The following is a 13,621-nucleotide window of genomic DNA, read 5'->3' as shown; positions in this document are numbered from 1 at the left end:
CACATTGCCGAGCACAAAAAAAAACTGCCCGCGATCGGCGGGCAGTTATTTGAGCAGCGCAGACCTTACTGGATCTTGGCCTTTTCGCGCAGTTGCTTCTGGTAGTCGGCCAGGGTTTGCTGGCGCAGCATTTCTTCCAGCTGCGGGCGGACCTGATCCATCGGCGGGAATTCGACCGGACGGGTGTCGTCAACCATGATGATGTGCCAGCCGAACTGGGTCTGGACCGGCTTGTCGACCAGTTGGCCCTTCTTGAGCTGCGTCACGGCTTGCGCGAACGGCTGCACGTAGTTGGTCGGGGGCGCCCAACCCAGATCGCCACCCTTTTCGGCGCTGCCCGGGTCCTTCGAGTTCTTCTTGGCCAGGTCGTCGAACTTGCCCTTGTTTTTCTGCAACTGGGCCAGCAGGTCGTTCGCCTTCTTCTCGTCTTCGACGAGGATGTGGCGGACCTTGTATTCCATCTTGCCGGCCTGTTCCTTCTTGATCTTCTCGTATTCGGCGGTGACCTGGGCGTCGGTGACCGGGTGCTTGGCCAGGTAGTCGGCCATCAGCGCGCGGACCAGGATGCCTTGGCGGGCCAGTTCGATTTCAGTCTGGACGTCGGCCTGCTTGGCGATGCCGCTGGATTCGGCGGCTTGCACGAAGATCTGGCGGTTGATCATTTCCTGCTTGACCTGTTCGCGCAGTTGGGGCGAATCGGTGGCGCCTTGGCCGACCAGGAGCTTGACGAATTGATCCAGGCTCTTTTGCGGGATGGCCTTGCCGTTGACGGTTGCCACGTTTTGCGCAAAAGCCGGCACGGCGATGACGCAGGCCGCAGCCAGCATGACGATGCGTTTCATGAATATCCTTTTACTTTCTATTTGGGAGCCTGGGCGTCAAGCGCAAGCGCATGAATCGGATAGGGGATCAAATCTTGCAAATGATGATACACCAGCCGGTGCCGCGCAACGGCGGAGAGCCCCGTAAAGCAAGGCGCTACGATGATGACGCGGTAATGGCCGGCGCCGTTTTTACTGCCTTCGTGGCCGGCATGCAAATGGGAGTCGTCCAGGATGTCCAGGCTGACGGGTTCCAGGACGGCAAGGCGCTCCCGGATCAGGGCGATACGGTCGGTAGTTTCTGGCATGGGAAGCTCAGGGCTTGCCGGGCGGCGTGGCGCCCGGGTTGGCCGGCGTGTTTTCCTCGGTCTGGATGTGCTTGCCCAGCCACAGGGACTGGCCAATCACGAAGACGATCATCAGTCCCATGAGGCCGAAGGCCTTGAAACTGACCCATTGGGATTCGGTGAAGTGACCCGAGAACGCGACATACAGATTGAGCGCGCCGGCAATCAGGAAGAAGGCGGCCCAGATCATGTTCAGCTTGTCCCACGCGGCGTCCGGCAGCTGGATCTGCTTTTCCATCAGGCGGCGGATCAGGTTGCGCTTGAACAACAGACGGGCAAAGACCAGCGCGCCGCCGAACATCCAGTACAGCACCGTGGGCTTCCATTTGATGAAGACGTCGCTGTGCAGCCAGATGGTGGCGCCGCCGAACACCAGGATGACCGTCAGGTTGATCCAGTGCATGGCCTCGGTGGGGCGCCCGGTGGCCTTGAGCCAGACGATCTGCGCCACCGCGGCCGCCATGGCGACGCCCGTGGCGGTGAAGATGTCCGTATACCTGTAGGCGATGAAGAACAGGAGCAGCGGAAAGAGGTCGAACAGGAACTTCTTCATCAGTCTTCGAGGGGCTCAAACGTCATCGACAGGGAATTGATGCAGTAGCGCAGGCCGGTGGGTTCGGGACCGTCGGGAAAGACGTGGCCGAGGTGGGCGTCGCAGACGTTGCACAGCACTTCGGTGCGAACCATACCGTGGCTGATGTCGCGCTCTTCGCGCACCAGTTCGGGGTCCAGCGCCTGGAAGTAGCTGGGCCAGCCGCAGCCGGCGTCGAATTTGGTGTCGGATGCGAACAGCGCGGTGCCACAGCCGACGCAGCGGTAGATGCCAGGGGTGAAAGTATCCCAGTAGCGCCCGGTGAATGCGCGTTCGGTACCCTTTTGGCGGGTGACCACGTATTCTTCGGGGGAAAGCTGGGCGCGCCATTCGGCGTCGGTTTTGCGTACTTTTTCCATATGAGCTCTTGGAGTCGCGATGCCCGAAATGGTTCGGGCATAATCCCGCCCCATGTTAATCGAGTTTGACCAGGCGGTAGTGTCGACGCCCCAGGCGGAAGTGTTGCGCGGGGTGAGTCTTACCCTGGCCGAACGCCGCGTCGGCATCGTCGGTCCCAACGGCGCCGGCAAGAGCACGCTGGCGCGACTGGTCAATGGCCTGGTAGCGCCCACGTCGGGCAGCGTGCGCGTGGACGGGCTGGATACGCGGCGGGAGTTGAAGGCCGTGCGCGCGCGCGTCGGCTTCGTCTTTCAGAACCCGGAAAACCAGATCGTCTTTCCCATCGTGCGCGAAGACCTGGCGTTCGGCCTGAAGCGCCTGGCGCCCGACCGCCACGAGCGCGAGGCCCGCATCGACAGCCAGTTGAACCGGCTGGGCGTGGGCCATCTGGCCGACCGCAGCAGCCACACGCTGTCCGGCGGCGAACGCCAATTGGTGGCGCTGGCCGCCGTATTGGTCATGGAGCCTGCGCTTATCGTCTTTGACGAACCCACCACGCAGCTCGACCTGCGCAACCGCAACCGGGTGCGCGCCGCCATCGACGGGTTGCCCCACGACGCCATCGTCGTGACCCATGACCTGGAACTGCTTGAGGATTTCGACCGCGTGCTGGTCGTGCGTGATGGCGTGATCGCGGCCGACGACACGCCAGCCGCCGCGCTGCGCTGGTACCGGGAGCACTGCGCATGATGGAGCCGCTGTACGTCACGGGCGACACGCCGCTGCACCGGCTGCCGGCATGGGTGAAGCTGCTGGCGTTGATGGCGGCGGGCGCGGGCCTGTTCCTGCTGCGCGATCCGCTCTGGCTGGCGTTTGCCTTCGGCGTCTCGGTGGCGATGGTCTGGTCCACGGGCGTCGCGGCAGCGGTCGTGTGGCGCCAGGTGCGCGGGCTGCTCTGGGTGCTGCTGGCCGTGGCGCTGTTCACCGGCTGGTTCCAGGGGCCGCTCGAAGCCCTGGCCGTCGTGCTGCGTGTGGCGGCAATGGTCGGTCTGGCCCTTGCCGTGACCCTGTCCACCCGCACGTCCGACCTGATTGCCGTCTGCGAGCGGACCTTGCGGCCGCTGGAACGCACGGGGCTGGTCGATGCCGAGAAGGTGGCGCTGGCCCTTGCGCTGGCGCTGCGCTTCGTGCCGGAGATCTGGCGCAATTTCCAGGAGATCCGCGAGGCGCAGGCCGCGCGCGGTCTGGGCGCAAACCCCGTCGCGCTGATCGTGCCGCTGATCGTGTTGACCTTGAAGCGGGCCCAGGAAGTGTCCGAAGCGATCGACGCGCGCAGCTTCTGACCGCACGCGCCCAACATTCATACCCGAAGGGAACCCCATGAAATCGAACAATACGGTGCTGGTCGCGTTGTTTGCGGCGCTGATCGTCGTCCTGAGCCTGATGCCGCCCATTCCCATGCCCGGCATACCCGTGCCCATCACCTTGCAGACGCTGGGCGCGATGCTGGCCGGCGCCATGCTCGGCCCCGTGCGTGGCGCGCTGGCGTGCCTGCTGTATCTGGCGCTGGCGGCGGTCGGCCTGCCCGTTCTGCCCGGCGGCCGCGGCGGACTGGGCGCGTTCTTCGGTCCGACGGGCGGGTTCCTGGTCGGTATGGTGGCCGGCGCATTCGTCACGGGCTGGCTGACGCGCCGCCTGGCCGCGCGCGCATCCGGCACGTGGATGGGGCTGGCGGGCTACGTGGCCGCCTGCGTCGTCGGCGGCATTGCGGTGGTGTACGCGTTTGGCGTGCCGTGGCTGGCGGCGGTGGCGAAGATGGACATGGCCAAGGCCGCCGGTGCGGTCGCTGTGTTCCTGCCGGGCGATCTGGTCAAGGCCGTGGTGGCTGCCTGGGTCGCGTCGCGTGTCGAGCGGGTGTGGCCGATGCTGGGCCGCTGAGCCCCCTTGAAAACCCCAGTCGCCCCAAGGGAATCCCCCAACATGACGCCTGCGACCCTTTCAAGTACAAGTTCGCCATTAACAAATGCGTTTGCCAAATCACGATTTCCGTAGCACATCAGGGAATTACCGTAGTTGCGCTACGTCATCTGATACTGTTTTAACCATATAATATTTTTTTCTGTATAACTTTAAACAGGCTCGCTTCGCCTCGTTCGAGGCACATAAGAGCCAACCACAGGAGACAAAAACATGCGCAAGCACTTCGGCTTGTCCGCGGCCGCCGCCGCTGTAGCCCTGACTCTGCCGCTTCTGGCGAGCGCACAGGTCAAGGTTGGCGTCACGGTTGCCAGCACCGGCCCCGCCGCCTCGCTGGGCATCCCCGAGCGCAACACCGTGGCCCTGCTGCCCAAGGAAGTCGCCGGCCAGAAGATCGAATGGATCGTGCTGGACGATGCCACCGACACCACGCAGGCCGTCAAGAACTCGCGCAAGCTGGCTTCCGACGACAAGGTCGACGTGCTGATCGGCACGTCCATCACCCCGGGCTCGCTCGCGATGGTCGATGTGGCCGCCGAAGCCAAGGTGCCGATGATCAGCGTGGCCGCCAGCGCCAAGATCGTCGAACCCGTGGACGACAAGCGCCGCTGGGTCTTCAAGACCCCGCAGAACGACGCACTGATGGCCGGCGCCCTGGCTGATGCCATGGCCAAGTCCAAGGTCAAGACGCTGGGCTTCATCGGCTTTGCCGACGCCTACGGCGACGGCTGGCTGGACGTGATGCAGAAGGCCGCCAAGGCCAAGGGCATCGAGATCGTCGCCATCGAAAAGTACGGCCGCACCGACACCAGCGTGACGGGCCAGGTGCTCAAGCTGGTCGGCGCCAAGCCCGACGCCATCCTGATCGCCGGCGCCGGCACCCCGTCGGCGCTGCCGCAAAAGGAATTGAAGGCCCGCAACTACGGCGGCACCATCTACCAGACCCACGGCGCCGCCAACAACGACGTGCTGCGCGTCTGCGGCAAGGACTGCGACGGCATGTACCTGCCGGCCGGCCCGCTGCTGGTCGCCGCGCAACTGCCTGACAGCAACCCGGTCAAGAAGTCGGCCCTGGCCTACGTGGAAACCTACGAAAAGGCCAACGGCGCCGGTTCGACCAACACGTTCGGCGGCCATATGTGGGATGCCGGCCAGCTGGTGGTCGCCGCGCTGCCCGTGGCGCTCAAGACGGGCGCCAAGCCCGGCACGCCCGAATTCCGTGCCGCGATGCGCGACGCGCTGGAAGGCGTGAAGGACCTGGCCGTGTCGCAAGGCGTGTTCAACATGTCGCCCACGGACCACGCCGGCTTTGACGAGCGCTCGCGCGTCATGGTCAAGGTGGAAAACGGCAAGTGGGTCTACCAGCCCGGCCTGTAATGCCCCAGGATCGCCCGAGCGCGGGCTGCCCATAGCGGGCGCCCGAGGCGCGGGGGCGGCACACCGCCCGCCGCGCCGCGCCCGGCAGGACTTCGCACCGGCCTTTCCGGCCGGTGTGTCGTATCAGTGTTCCGGGTGGGGCCGGAACACCAAGAAACCACAAGGTAGTTGTTAGATGGATTCATCAATTGCGCTGATCCTGCTGCAAGACGGTGTCGTCAACGGCGCCATCTATGCCCTCCTGGGCATGGCTCTGGTACTGGTTTTCGCCGTCACGCGCGTCATTTTCATTCCCCAGGGCGAGTTCGTGGCGTTTGGCGCCCTGACCCTGGCCATGCTGGTCGACGGCAAGGTGCCGGGCACTGCCTACCTGCTGCCGTTGCTGGGCCTGGTGTGCCTGGCGCTCGAGCTGATGCGCGCCGTGCGCACGCGTAGCGCCGCCGGCCTGCCCAAGACCATTGCGACCTGCGTCGTGCTGCCGCTGGCGCTGTTCTGGCTGACCCGTAGCTATACCGGTCCGGAGAACTCGCTGTGGCTGAACATGCTGCTGACGCTGTTGCTGGTGATTCCGATGGGCCCGATGGTCTACCGCATCGTCTACCAGCCGCTCGCCGAAGCCACCGTGCTGGTGCTGCTGATCGTTTCCGTTGCCGTGCACTTCGCGCTGATGGGCCTGGCGCTCGTGTTCTTTGGCGCCGAAGGCTGGCGCACGCCGGCATTCGTGAGCGGGCAGGTCGACCTGGGCTTCATGACGTGGTCCGCGCAGAGCCTGTTCGTCGTCGCCACGTGCGCGCTGCTCATCCTGGCCTTGTGGATCTTCTTTGGCAAGACGCTGTACGGCCGCGCGCTGCGCGCCACCGCCGTCAACCGCCGCGGCGCGCGCCTGGTCGGAATCAGCACCAACATGTCGGGTTCGCTGACGTTCACGCTGGCCGTGGGCATCGGCGCCATGTCCGGCATGCTGATCGCGCCCATCACCACGGTCTATTACGACACGGGCTTTTTGATTGGCCTGAAGGGCTTCGTCGGCGCCATCATCGGCGGTCTGGCCAGCTATCCCATCGCGGCGGCCGGCTCGCTGCTCGTCGGCGTGCTCGAATCCTTCTCGTCGTTCTGGGCCAGCGCATACAAGGAAGTGATCGTCTTCACCCTGATCATCCCGGTTCTGGTCTGGCGTTCGTTCAGCACCCATCACGCGGACGAAGAGGAATAAGCCATGAACCGCATTCTGCTTGCCGTTTTTCTCGTCGTCCTGGCGGGCCTGCCGATGGTGTCGGCCACGCCCGAATTCTGGGTGACGCAACTGAACTACATCGGTCTGGCCAGCCTGGTCGTGCTGGGCCTGGTGCTGCTGACCGGCGTCGGCGGCCTGACGTCCTTCGGCCAGGCCGCATTCGTGGGGCTGGGCGCCTACACGACTGCCTACCTGACGACGCAATACGACGTGTCGCCCTGGCTGGCGCTGCCCGCGGGCCTCATCCTGACCGCCGTCGTGGCCTACTTGCTGGGCGCGATCACGCTGCGCCTGTCGGGTCACTACCTGCCGCTGGGCACCATCGCCTGGGGCCTGTCGCTGTACTACCTGTTCGGCAACATCGACTGGCTGGGCAAGCATGACGGCATTGCCGGCATCGAGCCCATCAGCATCTTCGGCATGTCGCTGGCCAGCGGCCGCCACATCTACTACCTGATCTGGGTCTGCGTCCTCTTGGCGCTGTGGGCCACGCGCAACCTGCTCAACTCGCGTCCGGGCCGCGCCATCCGCGCGTTGAAGAGCGGGGCGGGCATGGCCGAGTCCATGGGCGTGAACACCGCCGCGTACAAGATCGTGATCTTCGTCTGGGCGGCGCTGCTGGCCTGCCTGTCGGGCTGGCTCTATGCGCACATGCAGCGCGCGGTCAGCCCCAGCCCCTTCGGCCTGAACTACGGCATCGAATACCTGTTCATGGCGGTGGTCGGCGGCGCGGGCTACGTCTGGGGCGCCCTCTTGGGTTCCAGCGTCATCCTGGTGCTGAAGGACCAGTTGCAGAACCTCCTGCCCAAGCTGCTGGACACCAACGCCAACTTCGAGATGATCGTCTTCGGCGTGTTGCTGATCCTGATGCTGCAGTACGCACGCAACGGCCTGTGGCCGATCCTGTCAGGCTGGTGGGGCAGCATCACCGGCGCCGATGGCTCGCGCCGCAACCTGGCGCCGCCCGCGGCGGCCCCGGCCCTGCCGACGCGCGAGCGCCCGCAGCCCGGCCAGGTCGTGCTGGAAGTCGATGCCATCCGCAAGGAATTCGGCGGGCTGGTGGCCGTGAACGACATCACCTTCAAGGTGCGTTCTGGCGAGATCATGGGACTCATCGGCCCGAACGGCGCCGGCAAGAGCACCACCTTCAACCTCATCAGCGGCGTGCTGCCGGTGACGCGTGGCCAGGTCACGTTCATGGACCAGCGCATCGACAGCCGTTCGGCGCGTGAAATCGCCAAGATGGGCGTGGGCCGCACGTTCCAGCACGTGCAGCTGCTGCCCGGCATGACCGTGCTGGAAAACGTGGCACTGGGCGCGCACCTGCGTTCGGACGTGGGCGTGCTGTCGGGCGCGTTGCATTCGGACCGTGCGCGCGAAGCGCAGCTGCTGCATGAGGCGGCCGAGCAGCTCAAGCGCGTGGGCCTGGGTGAATATCTGTACGAACAGGCCGGCAACCTGGCGCTGGGCCAACAGCGCATCCTGGAAATCGCCCGAGCGCTGGCCTGCGATCCCTTGCTGCTGCTGCTCGATGAGCCGGCCGCCGGCCTGCGCTACAAGGAAAAGCAGGACCTGGCGCGCGTGCTGGAACAGCTGCGCGCGGAAGGCATGAGCATTCTGCTCGTCGAACATGACATGGATTTTGTGATGCGCCTGACCAACCACCTCGTGGTGATGGATTTCGGCACGAAGCTGGCCGAAGGCGTGCCGGCCGACGTGCAAAAGAACCCGGCGGTGCTGGAGGCCTACCTGGGCGGCATCGACGACGACCTGCCCGAAGCCGACCAGGCCAAGGCCGTGCCCGCGGGAGGCGTGTGATGAGCGCAACCAATTCCCCCGTCCTGGAAGTCAGCAACCTGTCGGCCCGCTACGGCAAGGTTGGCGCGCTGGCTGGCGCCTCCCTCAGCGTGCCGGCTGGCAGCATCGTCACGGTGATCGGCGCCAACGGCGCCGGCAAGTCCACGATGCTCAACGCCATCATGGGCTCGCTGCCGCAGACCGGCCACGCCGCCGGCGCCGTGCATTACGCCGGCGCGGATGTGTCGGGCTGGATGGTCGAGCGCCGCGTGGCGGCCGGCATGTCGCTGGTGCCCGAGCGCCGCGAACTCTTCGGCACCATGTCCGTGGAAGACAACCTGCTGCTCGGCGGCTTTCGCCGGTACCGCGCCCGCGAAAGCGGCTGGCGCGACACGCTGAACGAAGTCTTCGACCTGTTTCCGCGGTTGCGCGAGCGCCGCGCCCAGCAGGCCGGCACCTTGTCGGGCGGCGAACGCCAGATGCTGGCCGTGGGCCGTGCCCTCATGGCCAAGCCCACGCTCCTGATGCTGGACGAACCCAGCCTGGGCCTTGCGCCGCGTATCGTGCGCGAGATCTTCCACATCATTGCGCGCCTGCGCGAGACCGGCGTGGCGATCCTGCTGGTCGAGCAGAACGCCCGCGCGGCGCTCCAGGTGGCCGACTACGGCTACGTGCTGGAAACCGGCGAGGTCATCCTGCATGGCCCGGCGCGCGAGCTGGCTGGTGACCCCAAGGTTATCGAAAGCTACCTGGGGCTGGGCAAGGGCGCCGAAGCGGCCTGACGCCACGCGCCAGACCAGAACGCCGGCTGCCGCGAGGGGCCGGCGTTTTCTTTTACGGCGGGGCTTGCCGACGAACGGCACGGCGGTGCCGCTTTTTCAGAGGGCGGCGTCACGGCACGGGCGTCCATCGCACGATCAATTCCTCTCCCATCGCGGGATCCGATGTCGAGTCGGCGCCGGTTTCGATGCGCCCCGCAAAGCGGCGCAGAAAGGACGGATCCTGCATGTCGCGCACGCTGATGTCGTACCAGCCGCCGCTGCGTGACATTTCCCAGGCAAGCTCGCGGGATTCGCCGGCAGCCAGCTCGGCTTCGGTGTCGCCGGGGTATCCATAGGCATTGGCGTCGATGCGGTAGACGCGCGGCCGGGTGTCCGGATTATGCAATGACACGCGCAGCCGCGCGCCCGCGCCGTCGCAAGCCGCCACGACCGCCAGCGACGGCTGCCCGATACGCCCGGCGCAGTGCCGGTGAAAGCCGTTGGGGCCCAGCACCCACAGGTCATAGCGCCCGTCTGGCGCGGCGGGCCACGTGCCGTCGAGTGTCTTGCCGGCCTCCACGGTGTACCGGCGCGGCCCGCGCTCCAGGTCCAGCCGGTCGTAGACGTGAAACACCGCGCCCGCCGTGCCCACGTTTTCGAACCGCAGGGTGACGCCATCGACCTGGACGCGGGCGTGAGCCTGCAGCGCATAGGGAAGCGTGCGTGACGGGCGTGTTCCGGCGTGTTGGCGGGCCGGGGCTGGGTCAAGCGGGGCGGGCGGCTTGACCGTACCGTCCAACGCGGCGGCGCGGGCCGCGCGTTCGGCCGTGGCGGGCAGGTCCCGCAGCTTGTCGCCGTCGTCGGGCGCCGCGAAATCGAACACGCTGGTCAGATCGCCGCAGACCGCCAGCCGCCACGGCGAGATGTTCGGCTCGGCCACGCCGAAGCGCCGCTCGATGAAACGCAGCACCGACGTGTGATCGAACACTTGCGAGTTGACCCAGCCGCCCTTGGTCCACGGCGACAGCACATACATGGGCACGCGCGGACCGAGCCCATAGGCGCCATGCAGATGCGCCGGCGTGTCGTCCTTTTCAACGCCGGATAGATGTTCGTGATATTCGCCCGCGGTGTCGGCCGTGGAGGCGCCGGCCACTTCGCCGGAGGGAAGACGAGATGGCGGCGCCGGGGGCGGCATGTGGTCGAAAAAGCCGTCGTTCTCGTCGAACATCAGCAGCAGCACCGTCTTGCTCCACACGGCGGGATTCGCGGTCAGCGCGTCGAGCACACGCGCCGTGTAGTCGGCGCCCTGCGCGGGACTGGACGGGCTGGGATGTTCCGAGCCCGCCTTGGTGGCGCAAATCCAGGATACCTGCGGCAGCGTGCCGTCCAGCACATCCTGGCGCAGCAGGTCCAGGTCGCGCGTGGCCAGCGCCTTGTGCTTGAGCGCCGCCAGCGCGCCCGGCAGTTCCTGGTACGCATCGCGGTAGGCCTTGAAGCCCGCCGTGGGATTGAGGGAGTAGTTGTCCGCCATGTTCTGGTAGATGCGCCAGCTCACGCCGGCCCGTTCCAGCCGTTCGGGATAGGTCGTCCAGGTGTAGGCCCCGGCCGGGTCGCCGCCGGTGAGCTTGTTGTAGACATTGCCCATCGCCGGGCCATTGCCGCGCGCCAGGCCGTCATTGGTGCCGGTCCACAGGAACAGGCGGTTGGTGTTGGTGCCGCCGGTGAACGAGCAATGGTAGGCGTCGCAGACGGTGAAGGCGCGGGCCATGGCGTACTGGAAGGGCAGGTCGCCTTCCGTGTAGTAGGCCATCGAATGATTCTTCTTGGCGGCGGGCCAGTTGCCCATGCGGCCTGCGTCCCAGGCGTCCTGCGCGTTGGACCAGGTGTGCGGCGTGCTCGCCACGCGCATGGCCTCGTAGGCTTCGCGCGTATCCAGCCGGTACGGCAGGACGGTGCGCGGCGCGCCTTCATCCGGCTTGTCGTTGTACTGGGCCCAGACGGTGCGATGCCGGGCATCGGGGCTGTCCGGCACCGGGATGGGAAAACGGTCGCCAAAGCCGCGCACGCCCGCCAGACCGCCGAAATAGTGATCGAACGAACGGTTTTCCTGCATGAAGATCACGATGTGCTCGACATCGCGGATCGTGCCGGTGCGGCGGTTGGCCGGAATGGCCAGCGCGCGGCGGATCGCGGGGGGGAACAGCGACAGGGCGGCGGCGGCGCCGGTCAGGGTGGCGCCGTGGCGCAGGAATGTGCGTCTGCTTTGCATGGTCGGGCCTCACGGTCGGAAGCCCACAGCGTACGCCGCCTTGCTGTTATTTGCCTGACGGCCCGCGCGGGGTGCGCGCGGGCCTCCGGCTGCGTTGTCAGCGGCGCGTGCTTTCCGCGTACTCCATGTACAGCTGGTGCGCACGGCGCGCGATCGGGCCGTATTCCAGCGGACGGTCCTCGACGCGGTTTACGTGCACCACCTTGCCGTAGTTGCCCGACGAAAACACTTCGTCGGCAGCTTCGACGTCGGCGCGCGTCAGGGTGCGTTCCTGGACCTCGATGCCATCGGCCTTCAGCAGCGCCAGCACGCGGCGGCGCGTGATGCCGTTCAGGAACGTGCCGTTGTCCACCGGGGTGGATACGACGCCGTCCTTGGCCAGCCACAGGTTGCTGGTGGCGAACTCGGCCAGATTGCCCGCGCCGTCCAGCATGATGGCGTTGTCGAACCCCTTTTCGGCGGCTTCGCGGATGGCGCGCTGGCCGTTGGGGTACAGGCACGAGGCCTTGGCGTCGGTGGGCGCCATGTTGGGCCACGAACGCGCGAAGCTGGAGAAGCAGGCGGAAAAGCCCTGGTCGCCCGGCATCGGCACCTTGAACACATGCAGCACGAACTGGGTCTTGTCGGCGTCGGGCAGCAGGAAGCCGTCGGCGCAGAAGAACATGGGCTTGATGTAGAGCTCCGAGCCTTCGGGGAAGCGCGCCACGGCCTGCAGGCACAGGTCCTGGATTTCTTCCCAGGCCATCTGCGGCTTCATCAGCATCTTTTCGGCCGAGCGCACGACGCGCTGGCAGTGCAGGTCCAGGTCGGGCGTCAGGCCGCGGAAGGCGCGCGCGCCGTCAAAGACCATGCTGGCCATCCAGAAGGCGTGGTCGGCCGGGCCGAGCAGTTTGGGGTTTTCAGTGGTCCAGTGACCGTTGTGCCAGAACAAGGCATCCATGATTGTCATCCTTAGCTTGAATCGGGTTGGCGATCGGGCGCGAAGCGGGTCCAGAACGCCGAATCGCCAGGATACATGAGCCGGACTGCTATTCCTTGGCCAGTGCCGCCTGCACGCGATCGGCAACGTCCGCGGGCATCCATTGCCGCCAGACGGGCGCGTACTGCTTGAGGAAATAGCGCGCGGCGTCCTCCGGCTCCTTGTCCTCGTTTTCCAGCCATCCCAGCGTCGCGTCGATGGCTTCGTCGGGCACCGTCAGCTTGGACAGGAACTCGGTCACGCGCGGCGCCTGCTTGGCAAAATCGGCGTTCACGCCGGTGACGACCGGATTGGGCTTGAACTGCGTGGGCACGGGGTCCGCGCACTTGGGATCGGTCATGCAGGTATAGGCCGCCTGGTCGAACGCGGGCAGTTCCAGCTTGACCAGGTCCAGCGCGCCAACCAGCGACGTGGGCGTCCAGTAGTAGAAGACGATGTCGCGTTTGCGCTTGTAGGCCGACACGATGGCGGCCTTCTGCGCGGCGCCGGAGCCGGGCGCGAACAGCGAATAGTCCTTGTCCAGTTTCAGCGCGCGCAGCAGGTTGTCGTTCAGCGTGCCGCAGGCCCAGCCGGCCGGGCATCCGTAGATGCGGCCGCGGCCCGGGTCTTCGGGGTCGGCGAACACCTCCTTGAAGCGCGCCAGGTCGGCGGCGGACTTGAGCTCCGGGTGCCGCTCGACGGTGTAGCGCGGCACGTACCAGCCTTCACCGGCGTCATAGACGTGGCCCACGCCCAGCACCTTGCCGCTGGCAAGCGCCTTCTTCCAGGCGCCTTCGATCTGGCCGGGCCAGACCTCGGGCGTGACATCGACGTCGCCGCGTTGCAGCGCGGCCAGCATGGGCAGGGTTTCGCCGATTTCAACAGACGTCTTGCAGCCGTAGCCGTGTTCCAGCACGAAGCGCTCGATGCCGGCCAGGACAAGATTGGACTCCCAGTTCAGTCCGCTGAAACGGACGGGCCGGTCGACTTCGCAAACGGGGGCGGCGGGCGCGGCCTGGGCCGCGGCGGGGGACAGCAGGGCGGCGGCCAGCGCGAGCGCGCCGAGGCCGGGAACGAGATGCGTGATGCGCATGGTCGGCACCTGTGTAGTAGGGTGCCTGCCATTGTACGGGGCGCTGCCGCGCG

14 protein-coding genes are annotated in these 13,621 nt (G+C 66.4%); 7 read left to right on the top strand and 7 right to left on the bottom strand.

The genetic code is table 11. The features are described 5' to 3' along the window. Window positions 1–65: 65 nt before the first annotated feature. From FBY20_RS04715 to msrB, 4 genes are read right to left on the bottom strand one after another with little or no spacing between them, the layout of a single operon-like run. Window positions 66–842 (bottom strand): peptidylprolyl isomerase, encoded by a 777-nt coding sequence (locus FBY20_RS04715; protein ID WP_056321777.1) that lies wholly within the window; start codon window positions 840–842, stop codon window positions 66–68. Between the two features lie 17 nt (window positions 843–859). Next, window positions 860–1,129, bottom strand: a complete 270-nt coding sequence (locus FBY20_RS04710; protein WP_056321779.1) for a BolA family transcriptional regulator — start codon at window positions 1,127–1,129, stop codon at window positions 860–862. 7 nt (window positions 1,130–1,136) lie between these two features. Further along, window positions 1,137–1,721, bottom strand: coding sequence for a septation protein A (locus tag FBY20_RS04705; RefSeq protein WP_056321782.1), 585 nt, complete (start codon window positions 1,719–1,721; stop codon window positions 1,137–1,139). Next, window positions 1,721–2,119 carry a peptide-methionine (R)-S-oxide reductase MsrB gene (gene msrB, locus FBY20_RS04700; protein ID WP_056321785.1) on the bottom strand — a complete coding sequence of 133 codons (399 nt, stop codon included), beginning with the start codon at window positions 2,117–2,119 and terminating at the stop codon, window positions 1,721–1,723. The genes FBY20_RS04705 and msrB overlap by 1 nt, the downstream gene beginning before the upstream one ends. 52 nt (window positions 2,120–2,171) lie before the next feature. On the opposite strand from msrB, the gene FBY20_RS04695 reads away from it, so the two are divergent. The 7 genes from FBY20_RS04695 (at window position 2,172) to FBY20_RS04665 (ending at window position 9,266) form a co-directional block, all read left to right on the top strand. Beyond that, the gene (locus tag FBY20_RS04695) at window positions 2,172–2,849 is read left to right on the top strand and encodes an energy-coupling factor ABC transporter ATP-binding protein (protein WP_142050347.1); all 678 of its coding nucleotides are present in this window, start codon (window positions 2,172–2,174) and stop codon (window positions 2,847–2,849) included. Then, window positions 2,846–3,442, top strand: coding sequence for an energy-coupling factor transporter transmembrane protein EcfT (locus FBY20_RS04690; RefSeq protein WP_142050344.1), 597 nt, complete (start codon window positions 2,846–2,848; stop codon window positions 3,440–3,442). The genes FBY20_RS04695 and FBY20_RS04690 overlap by 4 nt, the downstream gene beginning before the upstream one ends. A 37-nt stretch (window positions 3,443–3,479) precedes the next feature. Then, on the top strand, window positions 3,480–4,037 hold the full coding sequence (locus FBY20_RS04685; protein WP_142050341.1) for a biotin transporter BioY: 558 nt from the start codon (window positions 3,480–3,482) through the stop codon (window positions 4,035–4,037). 252 nt (window positions 4,038–4,289) lie between these two features. Continuing rightward, entirely contained in the window at window positions 4,290–5,453 is a 1,164-nt protein-coding gene (locus tag FBY20_RS04680; RefSeq protein WP_056321798.1) for an ABC transporter substrate-binding protein, read from the top strand. A 175-nt stretch (window positions 5,454–5,628) separates the two neighbouring features. Then, entirely contained in the window at window positions 5,629–6,666 is a 1,038-nt protein-coding gene (locus tag FBY20_RS04675; protein WP_056321800.1) for a branched-chain amino acid ABC transporter permease, read from the top strand. Between the two features lie 3 nt (window positions 6,667–6,669). Further along, window positions 6,670–8,505: an ATP-binding cassette domain-containing protein gene (locus tag FBY20_RS04670; protein ID WP_056321803.1), complete on the top strand. Its 1,836-nt coding sequence runs from the start codon at window positions 6,670–6,672 to the stop codon at window positions 8,503–8,505. Continuing rightward, complete coding sequence (locus tag FBY20_RS04665; RefSeq protein ID WP_056321805.1) at window positions 8,505–9,266, top strand: ABC transporter ATP-binding protein; 762 nt, start codon at window positions 8,505–8,507, stop codon at window positions 9,264–9,266. Before FBY20_RS04670 ends, FBY20_RS04665 begins: the two co-directional genes overlap by 1 nt. Window positions 9,267–9,375: 109 nt before the next feature. Here the strand turns inward: FBY20_RS04665 and FBY20_RS04660 are convergent, their stop codons facing one another. From FBY20_RS04660 to FBY20_RS04650, 3 genes are all read right to left on the bottom strand, one after another. Beyond that, window positions 9,376–11,517 carry a phosphocholine-specific phospholipase C gene (locus tag FBY20_RS04660; protein ID WP_142050338.1) on the bottom strand — a complete coding sequence of 714 codons (2,142 nt, stop codon included), beginning with the start codon at window positions 11,515–11,517 and terminating at the stop codon, window positions 9,376–9,378. A 97-nt stretch (window positions 11,518–11,614) separates the two neighbouring features. Next, complete coding sequence (locus FBY20_RS04655) at window positions 11,615–12,457, bottom strand: branched-chain amino acid aminotransferase (RefSeq protein WP_142050335.1); 843 nt, start codon at window positions 12,455–12,457, stop codon at window positions 11,615–11,617. A gap of 88 nt (window positions 12,458–12,545) precedes the next feature. Further along, on the bottom strand, window positions 12,546–13,568 hold the full coding sequence (locus tag FBY20_RS04650; RefSeq protein ID WP_142050332.1) for an ABC transporter substrate-binding protein: 1,023 nt from the start codon (window positions 13,566–13,568) through the stop codon (window positions 12,546–12,548). Between the last annotated feature and the right edge of the window lie 53 nt (window positions 13,569–13,621).

Origin of the sequence: Achromobacter sp. SLBN-14 (genome assembly GCF_006715415.1) — a bacterium.
Classification (GTDB): Bacteria; Pseudomonadota; Gammaproteobacteria; order Burkholderiales; family Burkholderiaceae_B; genus Achromobacter; species Achromobacter mucicolens.
Note: the sequence above shows the minus strand (reverse complement) of the source record. Positions and strands in the feature narration are given on the sequence as shown.

Bases quoted from the DNA above. Each gene is read 5' to 3' on its own strand.
- FBY20_RS04715 (WP_056321777.1), bottom strand. From the start codon at position 842: ATGAAACGCATCGTCATGCTGGCTGCGGCCTGCGTCATCGCCGTGCCG.
- FBY20_RS04710 (WP_056321779.1), bottom strand. From the start codon at position 1,129: ATGCCAGAAACTACCGACCGTATCGCCCTGATCCGGGAGCGCCTTGCC.
- FBY20_RS04705 (WP_056321782.1), bottom strand. From the start codon at position 1,721: ATGAAGAAGTTCCTGTTCGACCTCTTTCCGCTGCTCCTGTTCTTCATC.
- msrB (WP_056321785.1), bottom strand. From the start codon at position 2,119: ATGGAAAAAGTACGCAAAACCGACGCCGAATGGCGCGCCCAGCTTTCC.
- FBY20_RS04695 (WP_142050347.1), top strand. From the start codon at position 2,172: ATGTTAATCGAGTTTGACCAGGCGGTAGTGTCGACGCCCCAGGCGGAA.
- FBY20_RS04690 (WP_142050344.1), top strand. From the start codon at position 2,846: ATGATGGAGCCGCTGTACGTCACGGGCGACACGCCGCTGCACCGGCTG.
- FBY20_RS04685 (WP_142050341.1), top strand. From the start codon at position 3,480: ATGAAATCGAACAATACGGTGCTGGTCGCGTTGTTTGCGGCGCTGATC.
- FBY20_RS04680 (WP_056321798.1), top strand. From the start codon at position 4,290: ATGCGCAAGCACTTCGGCTTGTCCGCGGCCGCCGCCGCTGTAGCCCTG.
- FBY20_RS04675 (WP_056321800.1), top strand. From the start codon at position 5,629: ATGGATTCATCAATTGCGCTGATCCTGCTGCAAGACGGTGTCGTCAAC.
- FBY20_RS04670 (WP_056321803.1), top strand. From the start codon at position 6,670: ATGAACCGCATTCTGCTTGCCGTTTTTCTCGTCGTCCTGGCGGGCCTG.
- FBY20_RS04665 (WP_056321805.1), top strand. From the start codon at position 8,505: ATGAGCGCAACCAATTCCCCCGTCCTGGAAGTCAGCAACCTGTCGGCC.
- FBY20_RS04660 (WP_142050338.1), bottom strand. From the start codon at position 11,517: ATGCAAAGCAGACGCACATTCCTGCGCCACGGCGCCACCCTGACCGGC.
- FBY20_RS04655 (WP_142050335.1), bottom strand. From the start codon at position 12,457: ATGGATGCCTTGTTCTGGCACAACGGTCACTGGACCACTGAAAACCCC.
- FBY20_RS04650 (WP_142050332.1), bottom strand. From the start codon at position 13,568: ATGCGCATCACGCATCTCGTTCCCGGCCTCGGCGCGCTCGCGCTGGCC.